The sequence below is a fragment of the Cyclonatronum proteinivorum genome (genome assembly GCF_003353065.1).
Taxonomy (GTDB): Bacteria; Bacteroidota; Rhodothermia; order Balneolales; family Cyclonatronaceae; genus Cyclonatronum; species Cyclonatronum proteinivorum.
Genome location: NZ_CP027806.1, coordinates 3,910,779 through 3,934,986, shown reverse-complemented (window position 1 = coordinate 3,934,986; position 24,208 = coordinate 3,910,779). Strand labels below are relative to the sequence as shown.

The 24,208-nt window shown below is 51.2% G+C and carries 17 protein-coding genes; 14 read left to right on the top strand and 3 right to left on the bottom strand.

The annotated features are described in order from the left end of the window. Window positions 1–147 precede the first annotated feature (147 nt). The gene (locus CYPRO_RS15040) at window positions 148–1,092 is read left to right on the top strand and encodes an OmpA family protein (RefSeq protein ID WP_114985400.1); all 945 of its coding nucleotides are present in this window, start codon (window positions 148–150) and stop codon (window positions 1,090–1,092) included. A 408-nt stretch (window positions 1,093–1,500) separates the two neighbouring features. Here the strand turns inward: CYPRO_RS15040 and CYPRO_RS15035 are convergent, their stop codons facing one another. Next, complete coding sequence (locus tag CYPRO_RS15035; RefSeq protein WP_240644777.1) at window positions 1,501–3,840, bottom strand: TonB-dependent receptor; 2,340 nt, start codon at window positions 3,838–3,840, stop codon at window positions 1,501–1,503. A gap of 292 nt (window positions 3,841–4,132) precedes the next feature. On the opposite strand from CYPRO_RS15035, the gene CYPRO_RS15030 reads away from it, so the two are divergent. From CYPRO_RS15030 to CYPRO_RS15020, 3 genes are all read left to right on the top strand, one after another. After that, window positions 4,133–5,152 (top strand): porin, encoded by a 1,020-nt coding sequence (locus tag CYPRO_RS15030; RefSeq protein ID WP_114985398.1) that lies wholly within the window; start codon window positions 4,133–4,135, stop codon window positions 5,150–5,152. 477 nt (window positions 5,153–5,629) lie between these two features. Continuing rightward, the gene (locus CYPRO_RS15025; RefSeq protein WP_114985397.1) at window positions 5,630–7,453 is read left to right on the top strand and encodes a pyridoxal phosphate-dependent decarboxylase family protein; all 1,824 of its coding nucleotides are present in this window, start codon (window positions 5,630–5,632) and stop codon (window positions 7,451–7,453) included. A 140-nt stretch (window positions 7,454–7,593) separates the two neighbouring features. Continuing rightward, the gene (locus CYPRO_RS15020) at window positions 7,594–8,424 is read left to right on the top strand and encodes a class I SAM-dependent methyltransferase (RefSeq protein ID WP_114985396.1); all 831 of its coding nucleotides are present in this window, start codon (window positions 7,594–7,596) and stop codon (window positions 8,422–8,424) included. Window positions 8,425–8,433: 9 nt separating this feature from the next. On the opposite strand, the gene CYPRO_RS15015 is transcribed toward CYPRO_RS15020, so the two are convergent. Continuing rightward, the gene (locus CYPRO_RS15015; protein ID WP_114985395.1) at window positions 8,434–9,090 is read right to left on the bottom strand and encodes a class I SAM-dependent methyltransferase; all 657 of its coding nucleotides are present in this window, start codon (window positions 9,088–9,090) and stop codon (window positions 8,434–8,436) included. 105 nt (window positions 9,091–9,195) lie between these two features. Between CYPRO_RS15015 and CYPRO_RS15010 the strand changes: the two genes are divergently transcribed. From CYPRO_RS15010 to CYPRO_RS14990, 5 genes are all read left to right on the top strand, one after another. Next, window positions 9,196–10,227 (top strand): ATP-binding protein, encoded by a 1,032-nt coding sequence (locus tag CYPRO_RS15010; RefSeq protein WP_114985394.1) that lies wholly within the window; start codon window positions 9,196–9,198, stop codon window positions 10,225–10,227. Between the two features lie 86 nt (window positions 10,228–10,313). Next, window positions 10,314–10,616: a hypothetical protein gene (locus CYPRO_RS15005; RefSeq protein WP_114985393.1), complete on the top strand. Its 303-nt coding sequence runs from the start codon at window positions 10,314–10,316 to the stop codon at window positions 10,614–10,616. Window positions 10,617–10,706: 90 nt separating this feature from the next. Beyond that, a complete protein-coding gene (locus CYPRO_RS15000) occupies window positions 10,707–11,009 on the top strand; it encodes a Smr/MutS family protein (protein WP_114985392.1) in 303 nt (100 codons plus the stop codon). A 255-nt stretch (window positions 11,010–11,264) separates the two neighbouring features. Beyond that, a complete protein-coding gene (locus CYPRO_RS14995; protein ID WP_164682844.1) occupies window positions 11,265–13,457 on the top strand; it encodes a S9 family peptidase in 2,193 nt (730 codons plus the stop codon). A 283-nt stretch (window positions 13,458–13,740) separates the two neighbouring features. Beyond that, window positions 13,741–14,007, top strand: a complete 267-nt coding sequence (locus CYPRO_RS14990) for a hypothetical protein (RefSeq protein WP_114985390.1) — start codon at window positions 13,741–13,743, stop codon at window positions 14,005–14,007. A gap of 1,267 nt (window positions 14,008–15,274) precedes the next feature. On the opposite strand, the gene CYPRO_RS14980 is transcribed toward CYPRO_RS14990, so the two are convergent. After that, the gene (locus CYPRO_RS14980) at window positions 15,275–16,621 is read right to left on the bottom strand and encodes a cyclic 2,3-diphosphoglycerate synthase (RefSeq protein WP_114985388.1); all 1,347 of its coding nucleotides are present in this window, start codon (window positions 16,619–16,621) and stop codon (window positions 15,275–15,277) included. 1,294 nt (window positions 16,622–17,915) lie between these two features. On the opposite strand from CYPRO_RS14980, the gene glpK reads away from it, so the two are divergent. The 5 genes from glpK (at window position 17,916) to dhaK (ending at window position 24,152) form a co-directional block, all read left to right on the top strand. After that, window positions 17,916–19,415, top strand: coding sequence for a glycerol kinase GlpK (glpK, locus tag CYPRO_RS14975; protein WP_164682899.1), 1,500 nt, complete (start codon window positions 17,916–17,918; stop codon window positions 19,413–19,415). A gap of 99 nt (window positions 19,416–19,514) precedes the next feature. Continuing rightward, complete coding sequence (locus CYPRO_RS14970; protein WP_114985386.1) at window positions 19,515–21,077, top strand: glycerol-3-phosphate dehydrogenase/oxidase; 1,563 nt, start codon at window positions 19,515–19,517, stop codon at window positions 21,075–21,077. Between the two features lie 183 nt (window positions 21,078–21,260). Then, window positions 21,261–22,031 carry an MIP/aquaporin family protein gene (locus CYPRO_RS14965; protein ID WP_240644776.1) on the top strand — a complete coding sequence of 257 codons (771 nt, stop codon included), beginning with the start codon at window positions 21,261–21,263 and terminating at the stop codon, window positions 22,029–22,031. Window positions 22,032–22,164: 133 nt separating this feature from the next. Next, entirely contained in the window at window positions 22,165–22,899 is a 735-nt protein-coding gene (locus tag CYPRO_RS14960; RefSeq protein ID WP_114985385.1) for a hypothetical protein, read from the top strand. 179 nt (window positions 22,900–23,078) lie between these two features. Continuing rightward, on the top strand, window positions 23,079–24,152 hold the full coding sequence (gene dhaK / locus CYPRO_RS14955; RefSeq protein WP_114985384.1) for a dihydroxyacetone kinase subunit DhaK: 1,074 nt from the start codon (window positions 23,079–23,081) through the stop codon (window positions 24,150–24,152). The last annotated feature ends 56 nt before the right edge of the window (window positions 24,153–24,208 follow it).

Below are 24,208 nucleotides of genomic sequence, written 5' to 3'. Positions count from 1 at the left end.
GTGCTGCGATATTGCACTGCCTGCGGTACTGAACCTGAACAGGCATAAAATTTACTGATGAATATGCAGGGTAAAGAGGCAAAAAAATGATATATTCGATATTCACTTTTCACGTACTCACAATCCACGCCTGTTTTAACTATGACTATGAACCTGACTGTAAGAGCAATATTCTTTCTCTTTATTACCGTGCTGTTGTTCTCAGCATGTCGTTCATCCCAAGAACTGCTGCCTCCCAGTGAGCGGACCCTTGACTACCTGATGAGTCTTGATCCCGAAGTTTTAAAAACACTGGATACCGATGGCGACGGTCTGTCAGATTACGACGAAATTTTTGTTTATGGCACTGACCCGCTCAATCCTGATACAGATGGTGATGGCCTCTCTGATTATGACGAAATTTATGTGTATGGCACCGATCCGCTCAATCCTGATACAGATGGCGACGGCCTTTCTGATTTTGATGAAATCTACGTGTATAGTACCGACCCGCTGAACCCTGATACAGACGGTGACGGCCTTTCTGACTACGATGAGATTTATGTGTACGGCACCGACCCGCTGAATCCTGATACAGATGGCGACGGTCTCTCTGACTACGACGAAATTTATGTGTACGGCACAGACCCCCTCAATCCTGATACTGACGGTGACGGATTCACCGACGGACAGGAAATCGAAATGGGTACAGATCCCCTCGATCCTAATGATCCTGTCGTTATTCGTGAGCTGAATCAAATCAACTTCGATTTTGACCGCTCTAACATTGACAGAGAAGCCCGTGGTTTACTGACCGAGAATGTTGAGAAACTTAATACCAACCCGAACTACACCATCCGTATTGAAGCTTTCACGGATCCTGTAGGTACCGATCAGTACAACCTTCGCCTGTCTGTTCGCCGTGCGAATGCAGTTGCTGATTTCTACCGTGCAGAAGGTATCTCAAGCGAGCGCATGACTGTTGTTGGTCTGGGTGTAGATCCGAATCCATGTATGAATCCGATTCCGGGCGACCGCGGCTGCCGTGAAAACCGTCGTGCAGCCTCCGAGCCGATTCACCCCTTCCGTTTCCAGCCACAGTTTAACGACTAAGCTGAAACGATAACATGGTTTTTAAGTCCGCCGTCGATAAAGGGCGTCAGACTTACTTTTCAGAGCATCAGTCTGTTTTCAGACTGATGCTTTTTTTATGGCTGAAACTGTAGCCGCTTAGCAGGCTGCACACGCCCCATCCCTGATTTATCCGCCGTTATGCCCCAAAATGCACGGTCACTATTGAGATACCGGTCTTAAGCGAACATAACGATAAGAAAAAACGGCTCGTCCGTGGGGAAAGTCCTGCGTTAGGACATGCCATGAGCGTGCAGTGAAATATTTCCGCTCGCGGCCCTGCGACTATAAGCCAATGAACAACGTTCCTAAAAGAGCGTTGCTCTGTGCAAAGGTGTTAAACGGCTTTTATGCAAGGAAACTTCCGGCTGACTCAAGCCGTGTTGCGGCTCAGAAATCTATAATGAGACCGATGGTTGGCAGCACAGATGAATCGCTGAGCTGATCGACCCGCTTCAGCGTGGACTCACCGTTTTCAGTTTGGAGCAAATAGCTTGGTTCGCTCGGGGTGTTTTGTCCGAAAAGGTTTTGAACCTCCAGGAAGAGATCAAGCGAGAAGCTGCTGAAATTCCATTTGCGGTCAATGCGGATGTCTGTCACGCTAAACAAGCTAAGGCGTTCGTCACCGAGGCGGTCGAAATCGAACACAAAAGCCGGATAGCGCTCAATGGAAGCCGCTTCGTCAATAGGGGCGAAGGGGGTACGTCCAATGATGCGGCTGCGCAGGCTGAATTCCCAGTTGGCACCGAGGCGGTATCCTCCGGTAAAGCTCAGCAAATGACGGCTGTCCCAGGCCGACGGGCGGAACTCATCCCGGTCGAATCCCGTGAATTCGCTCCAGAACAGCGTATAAGCCAGAATGGCGTAGTAATTGGTCTCAAACTTCTGCTGATACACAAACTCAACGCCATAGGTGCGGCCCCGCCCGGCTGATTCAACAGCGTCATTTCCGAGTACGTCAAAACCCCCGCCGAGATTGGCCAGACTCACGCCTTCGGTTACGGAAACGGGGTAATCATCATACAGCTTCAAAAATCCTTCGACGGCAAAACGGGTGCTGTTTCGGGGGAAAAACTCAAAGCCATAGGTCAGGTGATCGCTGCGGATGTAGCGGGCCGAGCGGTTCACGAAATCGCCGTCTTTACGAAAACCCAGAAGGTTCATGGGGGGCTTTTTGAAGTAGCGCCCTGCAGAAGCGGTCATGCGCCATTGCCCGCTTTCGTCGAGGCGCAGGCTTGCTGCGGCACGGGGCGAGAAGGTGCGGTAAATTTCGTTGCCGGTATCGGTGAAGGTATTACCATCGAAACGGAAACCCGCGGTCAGGTCGAGACGCCCGTCCCAAACCGGCCGTGACCACTGAAAGAAAGCCCCGTAGCTAACAAAATCGAGACCGTCGTCGAACGAAATACCGGTGTTGTCATCAAAGAAATCATTGCGGAACTGATTCACGCGAAAGCTCAGCCCTGTGTTCCAGGTGCTTTTTTCGGTGAAGTACCGAAGTTCCGTTCTCGCGGTATGACGCCATTCCGTTGCCGTATTCTGTGCAAACAGCCCTTCCTGATTCTCATTGTCGCGGAAACGGCGGAAATCATTGTAAAACCAGCTGCTGCTCAGGCTGCTCAGCCAGAAGCCGTTACTGCTCTGCAGCCGGCTGCGCCACGCGATTCCGGTAGTATTGGTTCGCTGACGAATAACCGGTACCTGCTCCAGAATGGCCTGCCGGTCGGGCGTGAGATCACCCGGTACATTAATGCGGAAATCATTGATGGAACCCACACCTGTGAGATACACATCATTGAAGGAATCAATGCGGTGATTGACCTTGTACTGATAATCCCAATAGTCGGGCAGGAAGGGGAGATCAATGAGCTGAAAAAGGAGCTGCAGGTAAGAGCGGCGTACGGACGCAATGAAGGTGGTGTTAGACGTGGGCTCGCCACCGCGAAAGAGCGGCCCTTCAGCGGTAATGCCCGCCTCGCTTGCACCGACCCGGAAATTGGTGCGGAATTCCCGGTCGTTGCCGTTGCGCTGATTGAACTGCAGCACACCTGAAAGCGCGTTGGCATAGCGCGCGCCAAACGCACTCGTACTCAGGTCAACGCCTTCAAAAAAAGTCACATTCAGCAAACCTACAGGCCCGCCCGCGCTGCCCTGCGTGGAAAAATGGTTGATGGTCGGAATTTCGATGCCGTCAATAAAATAGACGTTCTCATTCGGCGCCCCGCCCCGGATTATGACATCATTCCGGAAGCCGGTCACTGAACCTGAGACCCCCGGCAGCGACTGCACGACCTTGGCAATATCGCTGTTGCCGGCAGGGTACGTTGCGATTTCTTCCGGCGACAGGCGGTTAAACGAAGTGGGGTTTTCAACCGGCGCCCTGAAAGGTTCAGACACGGTAAAGACGAGTTCATCAAGCTCATCAGCGGTAGGCTGCAGTTCAAAATTGATGTCGCGGTTTCCGGTAGAGCGCACCTGAATGTTAATGCGCCGCTCGCGCTCATAGCCCACAAAGGTGGCAACCACGTTGTAGCTGCCAACAGGAATATTCCGGATTTCGAAGAAACCCTCAAGATTGGTACTTGCTCCCATAGCGGTGCCTTCGATGCCGACATTCGCGCCAATCAGCGGTTCGCCCGTCCTGGCGTCAGTCACCCGACCGTTGAGCGTACCGGTTTGTTGTGCAAGCAATAGTTCAGAAGAAAAAAATACCGTTAGTGCAAGTAGCAAAACGATTCGGGGTAAGCGTGTCAGACTTTGGGCATACAGCATGGGACAAATGGGTTGAGATAAATAATCAGGTCAGGTGCAGCTTTGGATGAATAAAAAGCCGAATGAATAGTGACGCATAAAACCGGCTGATCTGACTAAATCGTTCGTATGCAAGGGGTAAGAGACAGGTGACGTCTTGTAACAAAAGTCGCTGAAAATGGTCCGTATCCGTCCTAAATTAGCTACGAAAATATTCAGATTTTAATATCTTATTATTTGCAATTCCAAACCCCATAAACCGGATATCTTTATGACACAACTGTTACGCTTCAGCCTGTTGATGTTTATCGTCGCTGGCCTTTTTGCCGCTGATTTGCAGGCACAAACGACCCCCAAGTATGATGAAATGCGAAGCCTGCTCAAGCGGGATTTCATGAGTATCAGCTTCCTGCACCAAAGCGAGTTTAATTTTTCTTTGGATGATGACAACTACAACGGCGGCAGGGGCTTTGATCTCGGCGCACAGCGTCTTGATGTGCGGGGGCAGCTCGATAGTCAGTTCCTGTACCGGTTTCAGCTTGAATTCCGCAACTCGCCCACTATTCTCGATGCGCAGCTCGGCTACCGGGTGAGCCCTGACTTTCACGTGATGTTCGGTGCCTTCAAGCCGTTTGTATCTATTGATCTCGATCCGAATCCCGGTGCTACCGACTTCATCAACCGTGCCCGTTTGGTTGGTACGATGATGAACTCCCGCGAAATCGGGATCACCGCCCTGGGAAGTCCGGGCAACTGGAACTACCGCTTCGGAGTATATAACGGTACCGGACTCACCCGGGATAACGACAACCGCTTTATGTACACCGGACGGCTCGCGTATCATGTGCCCGTTGAAGACGGCAGGCTTAATGTTGGTGTGAGCGGCTTTCTCAATCAGACCGAAAATGCGCGCGTTGGCCGCAGCGGACTCACCTCTGAAGGCGATCGCTACCTCTACGGTGGATTCGTGCAGTTCGATCGCGGTATGTTCATCAGCTCCTTCGAACTGCTCCAAACGCGCTTCGATGCCGTCGAACTAAGCGGAGATGAAGAAACCATTACGAGCTTCTTTATCACCCTTGGCCTTCAGGTGACTGACAACACGCAGCTGCTCGTACGCTGGGATTATCTCGACTACGACCTGACTGACCGCCAATCCGATCTCTTTATTCTCGGCTGGAACTATCAGGCAACCCGCACCTTCAGTTTTCAGGTAAATGCCTCTGCGGAATTCAACGAGTTCGGAGACAACTTCTCCGGTATTTCCGGACTGATGCAGTTTCAGTTCTGACAGCAATTACTCGAATAGCCCGGGGATTTAGGTTAAAAGGGATTGAGCCGGATTTGCGCAGATGATTTCCTGCGTGAACAAGCTCAATCCTTTTTTTGTGCTCCTTGGATCTCAGCATGAGTCGGAAAAAGACTTCAGCTGCTAAGGGGATAGCTTAGGCGGCACCGTCTGAAGCCTGATTGCCGCGAAAAATAAAGTCCGCAGCAATCTCTCTTTCTTTGGAAAAACTGTGTCTGTAAGCGAAACGGGACGGTTTCTTCCAAATCCGGCTTTCCAACGGAACAGCACTTGCTTGTTCGAACATCTTTCAAATCTAATACTAATGTCGTATTTTTGGCGCAAATTACTTGTTTGAACAATAAACAATGAGAAAGGGTTGATGCACTTCGATAGCACCAAAGCCGTCTGTAAGCTTATATCCGAACGCTGTCCCTTCCTTTTTTTCCTTCTGATCTTATTTGATTCCTGAATTTTTCCATGACTATTTCTCCGACTGAAGCCGCCAAAAGTGCGGATACTACCTCAGATTCTTCCTCCGACCTTTTTTGCGAGCCCGGTGATATCGCCCTTAAAAGCTTTTTCCTGGGTCCGCAGGCAGAAAACAGCCCCTGGGTTCGCGAGATCCTCGATGATCTTTTTGATGCCTGGTTTGCCTGGCGCAAAGCCCTGTACAGCTCCGACGGCCGCGCTATTTCTGAGCGCGATATGCAAACCCCGGATTTTATGCAGCGGCGGGAGACCATCCGCAAACAGGTAGGCACCCTCATGCGGCGCCTCCAAAACGAAGTGCCGAGCTTTTCGCCCCGCTACATCGGACACATGGTCACAGAAGTTTCCATGCCGGCCCTCATCGGGCATATTGTGACTTTGCTGTACAATCCCAACAACATCTCCGGGGAGTCATCCCGTGTTGGCATTCTGATCGAAGATGAAGCCGTGCGGGACCTGCTCGGCATGGTCGGTTACAGCACCGAAACCGGGTCGGGGCACTTTACATCCGGCGGCACAGTCGCCAACCTGGAAGGCGCGCTCCGTGCCCGCGACCGCTTCGCGAAATGGCTGGCCGCGGGCGCCATCAGCCGCAGATACAATGACAAGCGCCTCAACATGTTCGACTCCTGCCTCATGGGCTGGGAAAACTATGACCGCATCCGCTTCGAATATCAGCTCAACGATGATGATCTGAATCCCTTCCACATCCTGAAAGGCAACCCGGTGCACGTGTACCGCAACCTCGATCAGGTTTTTGATATGGACTATGCCGGGCCGGTCGTGCTTGTACCGGAAAACAAGCATTATTCCTGGAACAAAGCGGTCGATATCATGGGGCTGGGTGAAGAAGCCTTTGTAGGGGTGCAAACGGACAAACAGGGCCGCATGTGCATTCCTGCGCTGCGCCAAACCCTGGAAAACTGTCGTCAGCGACAGCGTCCGCCGCTTATGGTCGTCTCCGTTGCGGGCACGACCGAGCTGGGCGAGATGGATCCCATACACGAAGTACAGGCGATGCTCGACGAATACCGCGAAGAGCGCGGCTGGCACATCTGGCACCATGTGGATGCGGCCTACGGCGGATTTTTGTGCTCCCTCGATATGGAAGCGGAAGTCGTGTCCGAAAACATGCGCCTTGCTTTGGGCGCCATCCGCAGGGCCAACTCGGTCACGATAGATCCGCACAAGCTGGGCTATGTGCCTTATGCCTCAGGCGCGTTCCTGTGCCGCAACCGCCGCGAGTACTTCTACCGGAAATCCATCGCGCCCTACATCAACTTTGTGAATGTGAGCGAGCGGGGTCCGCAGACTATTGAAGGTTCACGCTCCGCCGCGGGTGCCGTTTCGACCTGGCTCACCGCGCGCACCATCGGCCTCAACGCCGAAGGCTACGGACGTATCCTGGAGCGCACCATTGAATCGCGGATCAAACTCGAAGGGCTGCTTCGCACGGCCCATCCGCAGATCCGGATTTTTCCGCACGCAGAAACCAACATCATCACTTTCTGTATTGCCCGCGAAAACGAAGCGCTCGGCGTAAGCAACGCCCGCACCCTGAAAGTGTACGAAGCCTTCAGTCCGGATGAAAACCACGAGTTTTACGTCTCCAAAACCACGCTGAAGCGTCCGGCCTACGACCGCCTGATTGACGACTTCACCCAAAACTGGCAGGCCGTGCACGATACGCAGGAGCTTGTCCTGATTCGGTTGACGGTAATGAATCCGTTCTTCGACACCAAAGACAATCTCGATTATCCGGGTGCCTTCAAGGAAAAGCTGAAGGAGATCATCAGCACCCGCCTGCGATAGCGGGGCTTTCGTCATTTGTACTTGCAGACAGAACACGGATATTCGTAACAGCCCTTGGATTTGGGCAGGGGCAGGGCTTGCGCGTATATTGTGCCAATCTGCTGCCCTCTCACGAATCTGAAAAATCTCACCCTGCCACCATGACACAGCCCGCTTCACACACCGACGGCCTGACACTCAAACACCCGCTTGATGAACGGCATTTTTACCACGTTCCGGCCGCTGCGGCCCGGCTGCAAGAACGGCTCAACGGAGATGCGGGCTGCGCAACAGGTGACACCATTGGCATTCGCGATAACATCATCGAATACCTGCCCGGCAAGCCTTCCGGCATTACGCCTGCGCAGCAAAGCAATTTTCTGACGGCTACCGCGCAGTTTTACGAAGACAGCTGGCGAAAGCGCTCCATCGGGATTTTATCCGGGGAAGATTTTTCTTTCGAAGACGAGCGCGAACTGCTGCTGCAGTGGGCTCAGCCCAAAGCGGGGGAGCTTGTACTTGATCTCGGCTGCTCGACCGGCTTTTATGCGCGCAGTATTAAAGCCCACAGCCCCAATGCACAGGTGGTTGCGATAGACTTTTCGGCTCCCATGCTTGATGAAACCCGGAACCGTGCACTTGCGGCAGGCACGGACCTCTATCTCCTTAAAGCTGATGTAAGTCGCCTCCCGTTTTACGCGCAGTCGGCGGACCTGCTTGTATGTGGCGGAAGCCTTAACGAGTTTCGGAGTCCTGCGGCAGCCCTCCATCAGATGCGACGCGTCATAAAAGATGACGGCCGCCTCTTTATGATGCACCTGCTTCGCGCGGATACGTTTGCCGGCAGTCTCGCACAGAAGGCTTCGGGAGTGGGTGGTATTTCATTTTGGTCAGAAACCGAGTCGCTCAAGCTCTTCAACGATCACGGGTTTCGGGTTGAAAAAAGCCGGAAGCTGGGTATCGTGTATTTCAGCCTGCTCAGGCCGGAGTAGGCTTCGGAGCTAATTTCGCTTCCGGAAGACCATCACCCGAAAATTATCGCTATAAAGAAGATCGAGCTTGTAGGTTTGCGCGAGCCAGGCCATGGTTTCAGCATGGTAGAATACGAAGTGCGTGGTATCGCGGTAGTAGAAATGGCGCAGGAAGTCGTCGGGGGTTTTCCAGAAAAGCGTCATGACGGTGAAGATGCCGCCGGGATTCAGCAAGCCAAAAAGGCGGTCGAACTCAGGACCGGGATGGGTGAAATGCTCGATGGTTTCGGTCGAAAAGATGAAGTCGAAAGGCCCCGGTGGCAGCTCTGGAAAAAAGTAGTGGTCGTAATCAGCGCACTGGAAGCCGCGCTCCCGCATAAGAACGCTCAGGGTAGGCACGTGCCCGCAGCCATAGTCGAGCCCCGAAGCGCCGTCCTTTAAATAGGGCAGGGCGGGTGTGATGGCGTTCATCAGAAACTTCACGTGTCCCTCATTCTGCGGACCGTTTTTGTGGGTCAGGTAGCGTTCCTGCTCCGCTTCCGGCCCGATGCGGTCCGCCGGATGTACCGTCACAAGCCGACAGTTATGGCAGTGGTAATACCGGCGTTTATCCTGACCCGGCTGCGGGTACAGCCGCTGCGATTCATGACACAGCGGACAGCTGAAGGGCGGATTGGCGGATTCCATTGGTAAGGATTTCTGAATATTGATGAAGTTTGTTCTGGCTGCAGGAAGATACAAAGAGAATTAGGCCGCTTAATTTTGTAAATTGAACCATAAAATCGGTCATACATGCCCGGAACAGAATTTTTAGGCATTCCGGATAACTTTCTCATTTCCCTCAAATTTACTCACAGTTCAACTGCCCTTGCAGCCAAAACCTCAGGGACACAATTCGCTACGCATATGGAAATTGTTTATGATTTAGAACTCAGCAAATCACACGATGCCGAGATTGACATGCACTCGGTCGTTAATCTTGTTTCGGTAGTAAAAGCGCAGCTGCATATGCTTGGCGGTTCCGAACCTTGTGAAGTGCTGCAGCACATGATGCGCAGAACGGAGAAGCTGCTGCAGGCGGTAAAACAACAGGATCAGGCCGGTTTGGCCGAGAAGGAAGTCGAAGCCTTTGCGGAAGCCTTACTGGGTTTGCCGGAATCGCTTGTTCAGGCAGGTTGCTCCGTGAATGATGATGATTTGGCGTTTTATACGGAAACCATCGAAGATATCGTCAAAGTGATGAAGGTTCGGTTTGCTGAAATCTACCGGAAATGGGAGAATCCCGATGAATGGCTTCAGTTCCAAATTTCACAGTTTCACTATGATTTTTCGCGCTTTTTTGGAGCGATGGAAAAAAACAGCCGGGGCCGCTACCGTATCGTAAAAAACATTGCTGCCGTAACTGAAGGGCAGGATTATCTGCTCAGCTTTGAAGTGGACAGCGCTTTTGATCCTTATCTTTACATGCCGCTTTCCGTGAAAGATGTCATTCGCGACCTTGCCGCCAACGCGCGCAAATACACGATGCCGGGCGGCACGATTGATATCGGCATTATGCAGAGCAATGAAATCCTGCGGGCTGTAGTGCGGGATTCGGGTATGGGCATTCCGGCAGATGAGCTTGATAAAGTTGTACAGTACGGTTACCGCGCAAGCAATGTGAAGGATAAAGTCCGGACCATGGGCGGCGGATTCGGGCTTACCAAAGCCTACAAAGTGGTGAAAGGACTTGGCGGCAGAATGTGGATCAGCTCGGAGCTTAACAAAGGAACCTCAGTTAAATTCGAATTACCCATGCCGGAAGGTGTAGCGAAAAAAAAATAAAAAAAGTCAAAACAGGGTGACATAATGCTGTCACACATCTGCGGTATCTTCTGATAAACACTACACACAACACAGGAGATTTACCCATGACTACCGCATTAAAACTCAACTACGCTTTCCCAGGCCTTCAGCCCGTAAACCTGCACGACATTGACGCGCGCGCCCTCGAATGCGTTAAGCTGCTCGGCTGGCATGACCTGCCCGACCGTCTCATCGAAGCCATCGAAGCCGATCTGATCGGGTTTCACAATGAGCTTACCGGTCAGTTTTCAACACGCGATACCGCAGTATTACAGCGCCGGGCAAGCGTGCGCTACTGGGTCCGCTGCTACCTTGGCGGCCTCTGCACCTACGATACCGCCCTTAAAATGCTGGAAGTGCCGGAATAAAGATATCGCAGCTGCGTCATTGCGTTCGATTTTATTTATTTTCGATGGATGTGTTCCCAAACCCCATCTGCTTTAAGCCTGTAACCATCTATGGAAGAGCCCTTTGACGACAGCGATTTCCCCGAAGATCACGAGCTGCCTATTGACGGCGTGCTCGATCTGCACCTGTTCCGGCCCAAAGATGTGAAAGCCCTGGTGCCCGATTATATCGAAGCCTGTCTGCAAACCGGCATATTTGAGCTGCGTATCATTCACGGCAAGGGCACGGGCACGCTGCGGCGGCTGGTGCACAGCATTCTCGACAAACATCCGCAGGTTGCCGCCTATTACCCCGGCACGGGTACCGGCAACTGGGGCGCAACATCTGTTGACCTGAAAAAATCAGCGGAGTAGCGCAAGGGTTTCTTAGACATTTTTTGAGACAGTTTATTTCTTCGCCCGGAATCAGTCCGTTTCGGGCGAAGCTTTTATGGGGATATATGCTCTGCACTTGTATTGCTTAGTTCAGCTTAGGTACGCATGGTATAAAGCCTTGTATTTCAGGGATGACAGCGCCGTCGCAGATTTGACTTTTTTTATCGTGCAAAAAACCATGAAGTAAAGTATTCTTAGGTCATGGACTCAGAACCTTCATCAAAAAGGCCTCACATGAAACTTTACGCCACAAATCTGTTTTTGCGCTGCATGCTTGTAGTATTACTGTCTGCCGTGCTCAGCCTGCCGGTTACGGGCATTGCAGCTGCTGACAGCGATCAGCGGGTACGGACGACCGACCTCACCCGCATTCAACAGCTCACTCAGGTCAGCGTATCTCCCGACGGTACGCATGCTCTGTACGTTGTGCGCTCAGTTGTGCCGCAGGATGACAGCTACGGATATGTCAATCAGATTTGGATGGTCCGCATTGATGAAGAAGGCCATCAGCCCGTTCAGCTTACGCGGCATCCCGCCGGCGCTTCGCAGCCCGCATGGCACCCGGATAATGAACGAATTGCCTTCACGCGCACCATAGACGGGACGTCTCAGATTTATGTGATGAGCCTGCGGGGCGGTGAAGCGGTCCCGTACACCCAAGCTGAACAAGGAGCCGCGAATCCGGTATGGAGTTCAGACGGCAGCATGCTGCTCTTCTCAAGTACGTACAGTCACAGCGAGCTGCTTGCCAAAGACGCTTTCCGTCAGGGACCGGCATGGCCGGTTGAAAAGCCCGGCATTGATCCGCTGCCGCGCAATCACACCATCACTCCGGATCCCGACGGAAGCCTGGAAGAGATTCGCGCCTGGCTCGATCAGAATGAGCGGGAAAACAGTCCGGCGGTGCTGAACCGGCTCGATTTTCAGGGAGAACGCCGTCTCAGTCCTGAACGGAGCTACACGCACTGGTTCGTCATGGATGATCGTCCGCGCGCTGAGCCCCGGGCGCTTACGCTGCATACCGGCTTCCATAGCTTCAGCGGTGCCGCCTGGATGTGGGATGATCAGAACATCGTATTGTCCGGCAATATGCAAACGGCTCAGCACCCTGACCGTGTGCGGGATTCATATATCTATACCCTGAATATCCACGAACCGGAGCCCGCGCGCATGCTGGGTACGCCAAGCTTCAGCTACAGCAATCCGTTGCCCTCTGCTGACGGGCGCCTGATCGCATTTCGCGTATTCGATAACAGCGAGCGCGGGTACAATCAGGCATACATGGGAGTTCATGACCTGCGCAGCAATACTACCCGCTATATTGGGATGGATGTAGACCGCAATCTCGGCAACATGACCTGGAGCCGCGACAGCAACAACCTCTACGCAACAGCACCCAAAAACGGTGGCTTTCCGCTGTTCCGGATTAATGCCCGAACCGGCGAAGCGCAGCGTATAACAGATACCGAAACTGGGGTGCGCGCCTTTGATCTCAACCGCGGCGTGCTGGTGTATGTACTCACAAGCTGGGAAAACCCGTTCGAACTCTACACCGCTACCCTTAATGCGGAAAACCCCCGCCGCATAAGCGATCACAATCACAGCTGGATTGCCGGGCGTCAGCTTTCTGAACCTGTGAAACACACCTTCACCAACAGCGAAGGGCTCGAAATTGAATACTGGGTCATGAAGCCGGCCAACTATGAGCCGGGACAGCGCTTCCCGACCCTGCTGCAAATACACGGCGGTCCGAGTGCCATGTGGGGAACGGGCGAAGCAAGTATGTGGCATGAGTTTCAGCTGTTTACCGCCCATGGCTTTGGCATCGTTTTTTCAAATCCGCGGGGGTCGGGCGGTTACGGCTACGACTTTCAGCGGGCCAATCACCGGGATTGGGGCATCGGTCCGATGAACGACGTGCTTGGTTCACTCGATGCAGCTGCAAGGCAGTATAGCTGGATTGATACCGATCAGCTTGTAATTACCGGCGGCTCATACGGCGGATATCTCGTTGCCTATGTTATTGCCAAAGATCATCGCTTTGTTGCGGCTGCCGCGCAGCGCGGGGTGTACGAACTGAGCACTTTCTTCGGGGAAGGCAACGCCTGGCGCCTTGTACCGGACCGCTTCGGCGGATTCCCCTGGGAATCCGATGTGCAGCGGGTGCTCCGGCACGATTCCCCCTTCACCCATGTGCATCAGATCCGAACGCCGCTGCTTATCCTGCATGGAGATGTAGATTTGCGGACCGGGGTGAGTCAAAGCGAAATGATGTACAAAGCGCTGAAGGTACTGGAGCGGGATGTCGAATTTATCCGCTACCCCGGCGCAGATCATGAACTCTCGCGCTCCGGAAACGTCCATCACCGCAAAGACCGGCTGCTTCGCATGATTGAATTCTTCAAGCGCTACACCGCGGAAAACTGAGTAGCGCAGCGGGCCTGATTGTTTTCTCTGCCCGGTAGGGGATGAACCGGACAAGGCTTGTACTGTGCAGTCAGTTAAAAATGATTTGCAGTGCAGGGCAGGAAGCCGTCATTTCTGCCGGATAGTGTGATGATTGTTGCGGTTTTCTCCGCTTAAAGAACCTTCAACTGTTTGATTTTATAATCACAATAGCTAAATTATAATTTATGTATCTCAATATATAGTATGTGCTTATCTGCCGCGCAGATAGCCTGTTTTTATCCCGAATCCAATTCATTTTCTCATGGAAGCAATTACCTACGGCAACTATAAAATCCGGCAGCAGTCTACCGGCGGACCATCGGCGGGGGATTTCGTTGAAGATATTCTGAATGCGGAAATCCGCATCAAAGACAAAGAAGGAAACGAGCGTACGTTTGAAGTACGCGACGGTGTAATTAAGCGCGAGATAAAAGGCTATGATATAGCCAATGTTATCGTTGCAGTACTCTTTGTACTTATGATGATTCTGATGTTCTTCCTTTCCTACCTGTGGTGGATTCAGCGGTAGTGGTTTGAGCAGATAGTGCCTGTTTCCGATTTATAGTTAAGAAACCCGCATGCGTGCCCGGCTGCAATAGCCCGGTGTGTTTGCGGGTTTTTGTGTAATAACAAGTGTTTAGCAGCTAAGCTGATCTTTGAGATGAAGTGCTCATTTGTTGGAACCGGGATTTTTGGTCGGTGGCTGCGCAAAAAAAAATCCGCGCAAACCCGCGTCAATTCCGAATTATCCGCAAAACCCGCATGTATTTAATGGGCCAGATTATTAAACCACCCGGGAGGCCGACCCGCACATGGTGGCACAGCAAAACCCCGAATGCACATGGCGTACCTACGGCACGCTTTTTTGAATGGGGTTTGGTATTCTACCCACATGCTGCCCTTACAGGGCAGGTTGGTGGTCGTGATTGGGGCTGTTGCTGTAGATGTGCTCTCGTGCTGATACGCGCTCCGATGATATGCCGCCCTTTCAGGGCTTTTTGTTTGGGTTACGCCAGTCACAGGGTTTGCACCCTGTGCTTTGGTATGTCGCCCTTTCAGGGCTTGGGTTTGGGTAGCATTTAAATTGCGGCACAAAACACCACGCAAATGAGAGTCCTGCCGCTAAAATCGGGATGGTGCCGCCATTCTATACCTGTATCCTGTCAAGGCATGGCGCTACCAAATTGCCAAAACCATTTTACCTGGTCGTAATTTACTATGACCGGTGCTCGACCTGCCCCGGCCCTAACTCCAAAGGAGTTAAATGTTTATAGCAATCGGCACAGCCCCCCATAAATACCCGCGCGCGCCGAGGGTGCGCCTGCGGGCCGGGCGTACAGCCCGTGACAAACCCGTGTGGAGACGCAAGATTTTGCGTCTTTCTGTATATCACCCTTTCAGGGCTTGGGGCCTTGGGTTGAAAATCGGGGCTGTTGCCAGGCGGGGGTTTTGTGCAAATAGTACATTTCTAATTGGGTTTGCTTCTGTAAATTTTGATTCGTGATCGATCGGCCTGATCCGGGGAATTTTCATACAGGATATTGTGCGGTGATCTGCGGTTGGCGGCGTTATGGCAAAAAAGCAAGGGACCTATCTTTGATTTGGGGTTTCTGATCTTCCCCGAAAGACCGTGATGTTCACGGAGTTTCCCCCAAAAAATAAAAGACCTGGCATGGCTTGTGGCTGGTTTTCAGCACCGTGAAGGCTGGCACAAATGGACGATATAAAAAAGCCCGAACGCTTTCCAATGTTTTGGATGACATTCGGGCTTCAGGGTTGTTGCTTCACCGGCTTGCTCAGGCGGGTTCGTGGCTGAGGTGTTTTTTGGTGAAGGCTTCAAGGATTTCGTGCAGGTCGGGTTTGCCGATTTCCTGCAGGTCGTAGGTGACGCGCACCGCAGGTTTTTGGATGTCGATGACGCGGCTGAGATCGATCGGGGTGCCGATGACGACAACTTCGGCGTCGGAGGCGTTGATGGTGGCTTCGAGGTCGCGCATTTGCTGTTCGCCGTAGCCCATGGCCGGAAGCACCATGCCGATTTCCGGATAGCTTTCGAAGGTTTGTCTGAGCTTGCCTGTGGCAAACGGACGCGGATCAACGAAGGAGGCCGCGCCGAATTTGCGTGCGGCGACGGTGCCGGCTCCGATTTTCATATTGCCGTGACTGAGGGTCGGGCCGTCTTCAACAACAAGCACGTGCTTGCCGCGAATCAGACCGGGTTCGCTCACTGTGAGGGGAGAGGCGGCGTCCACAACCACAGCGGTCGGGTTGATGGCGTAGATGTTTTCGCGCACCGTTTGAATGCCTTCCGGAGCGGCGCTGTCCATTTTGTTGATGATGACGACATCGGCCATGCGAAGCGTAGTTTCGCCCGGGAAGTAGTTGAGCTCGTGGCCCGGACGGTGCGGGTCGGCGATGGTGATCATGAGGTCGGGGCGGTAGAACGGGAAGTCGTTGTTGCCGCCGTCCCAGACGATGATGTCGGCTTCTTTTTCGGCTTCGCGGAGGATGGCTTCGTAGTCAACGCCGGCGTAAATCACGTTACCACGTACGACGTGCGGCTCGTATTCTTCCATCTCTTCGATGGTACAGTTGTGTTTTTTTAGGTCTTCAACGGTGGCGAAGCGCTGCACTTTTTGGGCAACAAGGTCGCCGTAGGGCATGGGGTGCCGGATAGCGACGACGCGCAGACCCTGTTTCATCAGCGATTCGATGATGTGGCGGGAGACCTGACTTTTGCCGCAGCCGGTGCGGACGGCGCCGATGGCAATCAGCGGTTTGGTTGAGCTGATCATACTCGCGCGCGGGCCAATGAGGCGGAAGTCGGCCCCGGCGGCGTGTACGAGCGAGGCGACGTGCATGACTTCCTGATAGGAGACATCGCTGTAGGAAAAAACGCACACATCGGCGTCGAAGCGGCGGATGAGCTCGGGCAGCTCAGCCTGATCAAATATGGGGATGCCTTCGGGGTAGAGCGGACCTGAAAGTTCTGCAGGATAGCGGCGTCCGTCTATATCCGGAATTTGAGCGGCGGTAAATGCGACTACGCGATAGCGGTCGTCGTTGCGGTAAACGGTGTTGAAATTGTGAAAATCACGGCCTGCGGCACCGATGATGATGACGCGTCTTGGTGTCTGTGGCATAACATTTTTGGGTTAAAAATTGAAGGTTAGTTCCGTGAGTGCTGCGGGCATGGTCACGTCAAGTGGGCATTGGAGACGCGCGCCCGCAATAATCAAATAGATATATTGGAATTAAGATAAGCTGTTCGGGTTCAAACTAAAAAAAATAAGTGATCTTGCTGGAAGTGCAGGCTGATTAACCGGGATTGCCGTACCTGAGGTGTGACTAGTGCATGGTGGAGGCGGAATCTTAAGAATAGGTATGAACCGAAAAATATTTCCTGAAAGCCAAAAAATAATTTGCAAGCTGTTTTTTGCAGGCTTAAAAGTAACAAAATTATACTCTTAAAGGGGGAGAGATACCTAAAATCCTTTCGATTCGGATACGCACTAATAATGTTCTTGCGGGAGGGTGCCGGCTAATCAGAGGGTGCAGCTTCGCACCAAATACCCGTGGCAGTGTATTAAGATCAAGTAGAAAAAAATGGTTTCTCCGATAAGCCCGGCCTCATTACAAAAAGGGGTCCGGTTACCCATAGCAAACCCTATATGCGGGTACAAATCACGATTTGAAAGTCTTACTCTGCTTCAGAAGCTCAAAGATTCGTCTTATCAGCATTTAAAAAGGCCGCACTGTTTATTGGGAGCAATAGGTATTTATCCGCCTGACTTGTTGTCTTTCATGTCTGAATAGCCTTTAAATCGGAAGCATAAAAGTCTTTTGATGACGTCCGTAGTGCTCCTGAAAATACAAATCAATACCATGAAGCTGTTTTGAAAGCGGCGGTGAAGCAGATAAAAAAGGTATAGCAGAAAGTCATTATTTCAGCAATGGCATGAATCTCAATACTTTACAAAGTTAAAATGTAACAGCAGTGCCGTGGGAGCTACTAATCAAATGCTATTATTACAATAAGGGATGTTTGATTTAGGGAAGCGCTTTTAATTAACTGATAAATTTAGAATTAGAAGCCCCCTATTTACCCCTAATAAATATGTTAGGTATTTCTGGTAGCCTCGTTTTACTGAATGTAAATTGGTGCGCTGATACAAAATTATCCGACCTTACGGGCTGCCTCATGAAACCCCAAAAGCCCTAATTAGCAAAGCTTTAGAGTATAAGAAACGCGAAGGGACGAAGCAAATAATTTATTTTCAAAAATAAATGAAACCACTTTCATTTTGTATTGAAAATTCATTTCTTTGTTACACACAAATTCAAATGCGCTTATTCTAAAAATTGAAAAGCGCTTACAGCCTACTCCCGCACTGCGTGAATAGCTGTAATCAACCTTAAACATTAGGCGGAATAATCATTATGGAAAAATATATCCTCGCATTAGATCAGGGAACAACAAGCTCAAGAGCAATACTATTTGACAAGGCTGGCTCTATCGTATCTGTAGCACAAAAAGAATTTCGCCAAATTTATCCCAAGCCCGGATGGGTTGAGCATGATGCTCAGGAAATTTGGTCAACACAAGCCGGTGTAGCTGCTGAGGCCGTTACCGCTAAAGGTTTTAATGGCGAGAACCTTGCCGCCATTGGTATTACCAACCAGCGTGAAACAACAGTTGTATGGGATCGCGAAACTGGTGTGCCGGTCTATAATGCCATTGTTTGGCAGGACAGAAGAACAGCCGAATTTTGTGATGAACTAAAAGATCAGGGACTCGCTGCCAAGATTCAGGAAAAAACAGGCCTTGTTCTTGATGCTTATTTCTCAGGCACAAAAGTTAAGTGGATCCTTGACAATGTTGAAGGCGCCCGCGAAAAAGCTGAAGCCGGAAAACTTGCTTTTGGTACGATTGATACCTGGCTGATCTGGAATCTCACCCGTGGTGAAGTTCATGTAACTGACGTGACCAATGCTTCCCGGACGTTGTTGTTCAACATCAACACCATGGAATGGGATGAGGAAATGCTTTCCATTATGACCGTGCCTAAGAGCATGCTTCCTGAAGTGAAGCAGTCTTCTGAAGTTTACGGTCATACCAAGACTACCATTTTTGCAACCAAAGTACCTATTGCAGGTATCGCCGGAGATCAGCAGGCTGCCTTGTTTGGTCAGATGTGTAACAAAGAAGGTATGGTTAAAAATACCTACGGAACCGGTTGCTTTATGCTGATGAATGTTGGTGAGAAGCCGGTACCATCCAAAAACAACCTGCTCGCAACCGTAGCCTGGAAAGTTAACGGCAAAACCAACTATGCCCTTGAAGGTTCCATCTTTATTGCCGGTGCGGTTGTACAGTGGCTGCGCGATGAACTGGGTATTATTAAGAAATCCAGTGAGATTGAAAAACTTGCGGCTTCAGTAGAAGACAGCGGCGATGCCTATCTCGTACCTGCGTTTGCAGGATTAGGTGCCCCATACTGGGATCAGTATGCACGCGGAACCATGGTTGGTATGACCCGCGGAACAAGTGCAGCACACGTCGCACGTGCAGCGCTCGATTCTATCTGTTATCAGACCCTTGATGTGCTCACAGCCATGAATGCTGACTCTGGTATCGACATCCGCGAACTGCGTGTAGATGGCGGTGCAACGGTTAACAACCTGATGATGCAGTTCCAGTCTGACATTCTGCAGGTGCCTGTTATTCGCCCGAAGGTTACAGAAACTACAGCACTTGGAGCGGCTTACCTGGCAGGACTCGCTGTCGGCTACTGGCCGGATATGGACAGCATCAGCCAGCAGTGGCAGGTTGAAAAACGCTTCGAGCCGTCCATGGAAGCCGGAAAAGTGGAAGAACTCACCAAAGGATGGAAGCGCGCTGTAAAAGCTGCCCGCGTATGGGCTGAATCACGCTAAAAAAAGCGTCTGCAACACGGCTAAATTTAAATCAAAAGTCCTCCCCGGCTGTAGTGGCCGGGGAAGACTTTATGAACCTCTGCAAGAAAAGTTATTATTATGAAAAGACAAGACATGTTAAAAGAAATCCGCGATTATTCCGGTTTCTGGGATGTTATCATCATTGGTGGTGGTGCAACCGGACTCGGTGCCGCGGTAGAATCGGCTTCAAGGGGATATAAAACCCTGCTGCTTGAAAAATATGATTACTCCAAGGGTACGTCCAGCCGCTCAACCAAACTGGTTCACGGCGGGGTTCGATACCTGCAGCAGGGTAACGTAAGCCTCGTATTAGAAGCGTTGCGCGAACGCGGACTTATGATTCAAAACGCACCCCATTTGTGCAGAAATCAGTCTTTTATCGTACCAAACTACGATTGGTGGGGCGGCCCCTTTTATGGCGTGGGTATGAAAGTGTATGATATGCTCGCCGGAAAACTGGGCCTGGGACCTTCCAAAATTCTTTCCCGTGACGAAACTGTCAAACGCATCCCAACCATTGAAGCTGAAGGCTTACGGGGCGGGGTAATTTATTATGACGGGCAGTTTGACGACTCCCGCCTTGCTGTAAACCTTGCCCAAACAGCTGTAGAACAAGGGGCAAGCGTAATAAACTACATGAATGTTACCGGCCTTCTCAAATCCAAAGACGGCTTCACAAGCGGCGTAAAAGTAACCGATACGCTGAACAATGATGATTATGAGCTGAATGCGCATGTTGTGATTAATGCCACCGGTGTATTTACTGATTCCATCGTCAAGATGGACGATCCCGAAGCTAAACCGATGGTTCAGCCGAGTCAGGGAATCCACATCATTTTAGATAAAGAGTTTTTGCCAGGCGATTCTGCCATTATGGTGCCTCAAACTGACGACGGGCGCGTGCTCTTCGCGGTGCCATGGCACGATAAGGTAGTAGTTGGAACCACTGATACTGCTGTAGATACCATTGATTATGAGCCACGTGCTTTCGACGAAGAGATCGAATTCGTAATGACGCACGCTGCCCGTTACCTGAATAAAGATCCTGAAATGAAGGATGTTCGCAGCGTATTTGCAGGTCTGCGTCCGCTTGTTAAGCCACAGGACGCCAAAGGTACTTCTGCCATTTCGAGAGATCATACCCTGCTTGTTTCTGAGTCGGGACTGGTAACCATCACCGGTGGGAAATGGACTACCTACAGAAAGATGGGGCAGGATACGATCAATCAGGCTGCTTTGGTAGCCGGACTTGAAAGCCGTGAGTGTGTTACCGAAAACATGCGTATCCACGGATGGGTGAAGCATCAGGATATCAGCGACCCGCTGCATCTTTATGGTTCGGACGCACCCGGCGTTCGCAAGCTGTATGCTGAGACGCCTGATCTCGAAAACAAGCTCCACAAAGATTTGCCGTACATCAAAGCCGAGATCGTATGGGCCGCACGCCACGAAATGGCAATGACGATAGAAGATGTAATGTCAAGAAGAACCAGAGCTATACTTCTGAACGCGAAAGCAAGTATTGAAGCCGCTCCGGAAGTAGCACGTCTGTTGGCTGCAGAACTTGGACATGATGAGGCCTGGCAAAAAGCGCAGGTGGATGCCTATACCAAACTTGCAGAGGGGTATACACTCGGCTGAGCGCCGGTCTCATCTTTTTTTAAAAAACAGAGCATTCTCAAAACCTAACCAATGCAACTGCAGATATCGGAAAGGATTAAATCCCTAACAGCTCATTCATAGGGGTGAGTGACTGATTATGGAGCCTTTCCGTTCTGCACAAGCATTATAACTCAATCAATAAAACTAAAGGAGATTCATATCATGGGTCCTTTTCTCGGTGAATTCATTGGTACCGCTATTCTTATCCTGTTGGGTAATGGTGTTGTGGCCAATGTTGTGTTAAACCAAACCAAAGGCAACAATTCAGGCTGGATTGTGATAACATTCGGCTGGGGTATGGCAGTTTTTACGGCCGTCTTTGTTGTAGGTCAGTTTAGCGGTGCGCATATTAACCCCGCTGTTACGGTCGGCCTTGCTGTTGCCGGTCTGTTCGACTGGGCCATGGTAGGCCCGTATATCGCAGCTCAGCTTCTAGGTGCTTTCACAGGTGCCGTATTGGTTTGGCTCGCTTATAAAGATCACTTTGCAGCCACGGAAGACGGACCAGCCAAACTGGCGGTTCACTCAACCGGTCCTGCTATCCGGAACACCGGTTCAAACCTGATAACAGAGATTATCGGTACGATTATGCTCGTGTTTGGTGTGTTCTATCTGGCAAGCCCGGGTTTCTTCAACCCAGCTGATGGCGAAATGCTCACAGCCATTGTAATAAATGGTCAGGAAGTCGGATTTGGTCTTGGTGCCTTGTCAGCACTACCTGTCGGCCTTCTCGTACTTGCGATTGGTTTGTCACTCGGCGGACCTACTGGTTATGCGATCAATCCTGCACGTGACCTCGGTCCGCGGATTGCACACGCTGTTCTCCCTATTCCAAACAAAGGTGACTCTGACTGGGGATACTCCTGGATCCCGATAGCTGGTCCCATTGCAGGTGCTGTAATTGCAGCCTTGCTGTTCGGAGCGCTCTCGTAGGCCGGCGCAGAAGTTAAAACTATTTGGCTTACATGCTGTTTCTGTCAGCACATTTGCACAAACATTATTTCACTTTCCTGCCGGTACTTTGCCGGCAGGAAAATTTTTCACAAAAAATTAAGCATCCCGAATTATGAAAAAATCTGTTATTAGCATGGCCGCTGCCGCGTTAATCCTGATCACCACGTTTGCCATGACGCCGCAAACAACCCAGGCTCAGGAGCTCTCTATTGAGCCTGGTGCAACCATCACAAGCCGGTTTATTTACCGCGGTCTTGACCTCGGTTCCTCACCGCAGGTGCAGCCCAGTATTGCGTTCAACTACGGCGATTTTAACTTTACCCTTTGGGGATCTCACCCGCTGTCGCTTACACCAGACGGGTCTGACTACAAAGAAGTAAAGTTCTGGATGAACTACACCTTTGATCTGGGCAACTTCACCCTTACGCCACAAATCGAAAACCACTTCAATGCAAATGCTGATTTGTTCGATTTTGACGAAGATACTACCACACATGTATTTCAGGCTTCGGTACGCGCTGCCGCTAAAGGTGATGTAGCGCCTGATTTCCTTCTCGGTTATGCCTTCTGGGGTGCCGACGGATTCGAGCCTACCCTCTACCTCGAAGCAGGTGTGAACTTCAGCGTAGGTGATACCGGTCTTCGCGCGTTCCTCTCCGGTCAGTACTCTGAGGAAGGCGGTTTCGTTGACCTTGGTTACGAAGGCGACTTCGTCTTTAATCAGCTTGGTCTCAGCGCTTCCCGTCACCTGCGGATCTCTGACTCCATTTCAGTACCAATGAGCGTTCTGGTTGCCATCAACCCCAAAACCGAGCGCGCCTTCACCGCTTTCTCAATCAGCTTCTAAGTCTTGAGCTTGCAACAATGCATAACGAAGGCATCTGCCCGGTATCGGGCAGATGCTTTTTTTTAATGCGGATCGTAATTTTTTGTTTTAAAAAGGCATTTTTTTGAAGCATTCAGGAAGCGCTTTTATATTATCCTGAGCCATTGTTATAAACCCAACTTTAATCCTATCCAGCAATCATGAAAAAACTCATCAATCACCCCGATAACGTCATTAAAGAGCAACTTGAAGGCATGCAGGCTGCACATGCAGACCTCATCAAAGTGAATTTTGAACCTTATTACATCACCCGTGCTGGCGGTCCGGTACAGGGAAAGGTCGCGCTTGTCTCCGGCGGCGGAAGCGGTCATGAACCCATGCACGGTGGCTTTGTAGGTCATGGCATGCTGCATGCGGCCTGCCCCGGTGAGGTGTTTACCTCCCCCACACCTGATCAGATGCACGAAGCGGCAAAAGCTGCACATGGGGGCGCTGGCGTTCTCAATATTGTGAAGAATTACACTGGCGACGTCATGAATTTTGAAATGGCCGCGGAACTTGCCATTGCCGAAGGCATTCAGGTGCAGAATATTGTGATTGATGATGATGTGGCCGTAAAAGACAGCCTCTATACAGCCGGCCGTCGCGGCGTTGGGGCCACCGTCCTCATTGAGAAAATCTGCGGTGCCGCTTCAGAAGAAGGCTACGACCTCAAAGCCCTCTCAGCACTCTGCCGCACCCTGAACCAAAACGCCCGCAGCATGGGGATGGCCCTCACAAGCTGCATCACCCCGGCCAACGGTTCCCCGAGTTTTGAAATTGGTGATGATGAAATGGAAATCGGAATCGGCATTCACGGCGAGCCCGGCATTCAGCGCGACAAAATGAAGACGGTCGATGAAATTGCCGAAATGATGACCGTCGGTATTCTCGAAGACGGCGCCTACAGCAGAATACTGAAAGAATGGGATCAGGATAAAGGCGAATGGGCGGAGTTTGAATACGTTGATGAGCCCTTTAAAAAAGGTGACAACGTAATCGCATTTGTGAACAGCATGGGCGGCACACCCGTCTCTGAGCTTTACGGCGTGTACCGCAAAATGGCGCAGGTAACCGATAAATTCGGCATTAAAATCGTGCGCAACCTGATTGGTCCTTACATTACCTCCCTTGAGATGCAGGGCTGTTCCATCACCCTCATGAAAGTAGACGATAAAATGGTGAAACTGTGGGATGCACCGGTTTACACGCCCGGCCTGAAATGGGGCATGTAGAAATCAGTCCTGAAAAAGGTCAAATAAAGTTGTTTTTTTAGCAGAATGAAAGTAAT

Bases quoted from the DNA above. Each gene is read 5' to 3' on its own strand.
- CYPRO_RS14990 (WP_114985390.1), top strand. From the start codon at position 13,741: ATGGAAGCAATTACCTACGGCAACTATAAAATCCGGCAGCAGTCTACC.
- CYPRO_RS14980 (WP_114985388.1), bottom strand. From the start codon at position 16,621: ATGCCACAGACACCAAGACGCGTCATCATCATCGGTGCCGCAGGCCGT.
- CYPRO_RS15040 (WP_114985400.1), top strand. From the start codon at position 148: ATGAACCTGACTGTAAGAGCAATATTCTTTCTCTTTATTACCGTGCTG.
- CYPRO_RS15015 (WP_114985395.1), bottom strand. From the start codon at position 9,090: ATGGAATCCGCCAATCCGCCCTTCAGCTGTCCGCTGTGTCATGAATCG.
- CYPRO_RS14995 (WP_164682844.1), top strand. From the start codon at position 11,265: ATGAAACTTTACGCCACAAATCTGTTTTTGCGCTGCATGCTTGTAGTA.
- CYPRO_RS14970 (WP_114985386.1), top strand. From the start codon at position 19,515: ATGAAAAGACAAGACATGTTAAAAGAAATCCGCGATTATTCCGGTTTC.
- CYPRO_RS14965 (WP_240644776.1), top strand. From the start codon at position 21,261: ATGGGTCCTTTTCTCGGTGAATTCATTGGTACCGCTATTCTTATCCTG.
- dhaK (WP_114985384.1), top strand. From the start codon at position 23,079: ATGAAAAAACTCATCAATCACCCCGATAACGTCATTAAAGAGCAACTT.
- CYPRO_RS15005 (WP_114985393.1), top strand. From the start codon at position 10,314: ATGACTACCGCATTAAAACTCAACTACGCTTTCCCAGGCCTTCAGCCC.
- CYPRO_RS15010 (WP_114985394.1), top strand. From the start codon at position 9,196: ATGCCCGGAACAGAATTTTTAGGCATTCCGGATAACTTTCTCATTTCC.
- CYPRO_RS15020 (WP_114985396.1), top strand. From the start codon at position 7,594: ATGACACAGCCCGCTTCACACACCGACGGCCTGACACTCAAACACCCG.
- CYPRO_RS15025 (WP_114985397.1), top strand. From the start codon at position 5,630: ATGACTATTTCTCCGACTGAAGCCGCCAAAAGTGCGGATACTACCTCA.
- CYPRO_RS14960 (WP_114985385.1), top strand. From the start codon at position 22,165: ATGAAAAAATCTGTTATTAGCATGGCCGCTGCCGCGTTAATCCTGATC.
- CYPRO_RS15000 (WP_114985392.1), top strand. From the start codon at position 10,707: ATGGAAGAGCCCTTTGACGACAGCGATTTCCCCGAAGATCACGAGCTG.
- CYPRO_RS15030 (WP_114985398.1), top strand. From the start codon at position 4,133: ATGACACAACTGTTACGCTTCAGCCTGTTGATGTTTATCGTCGCTGGC.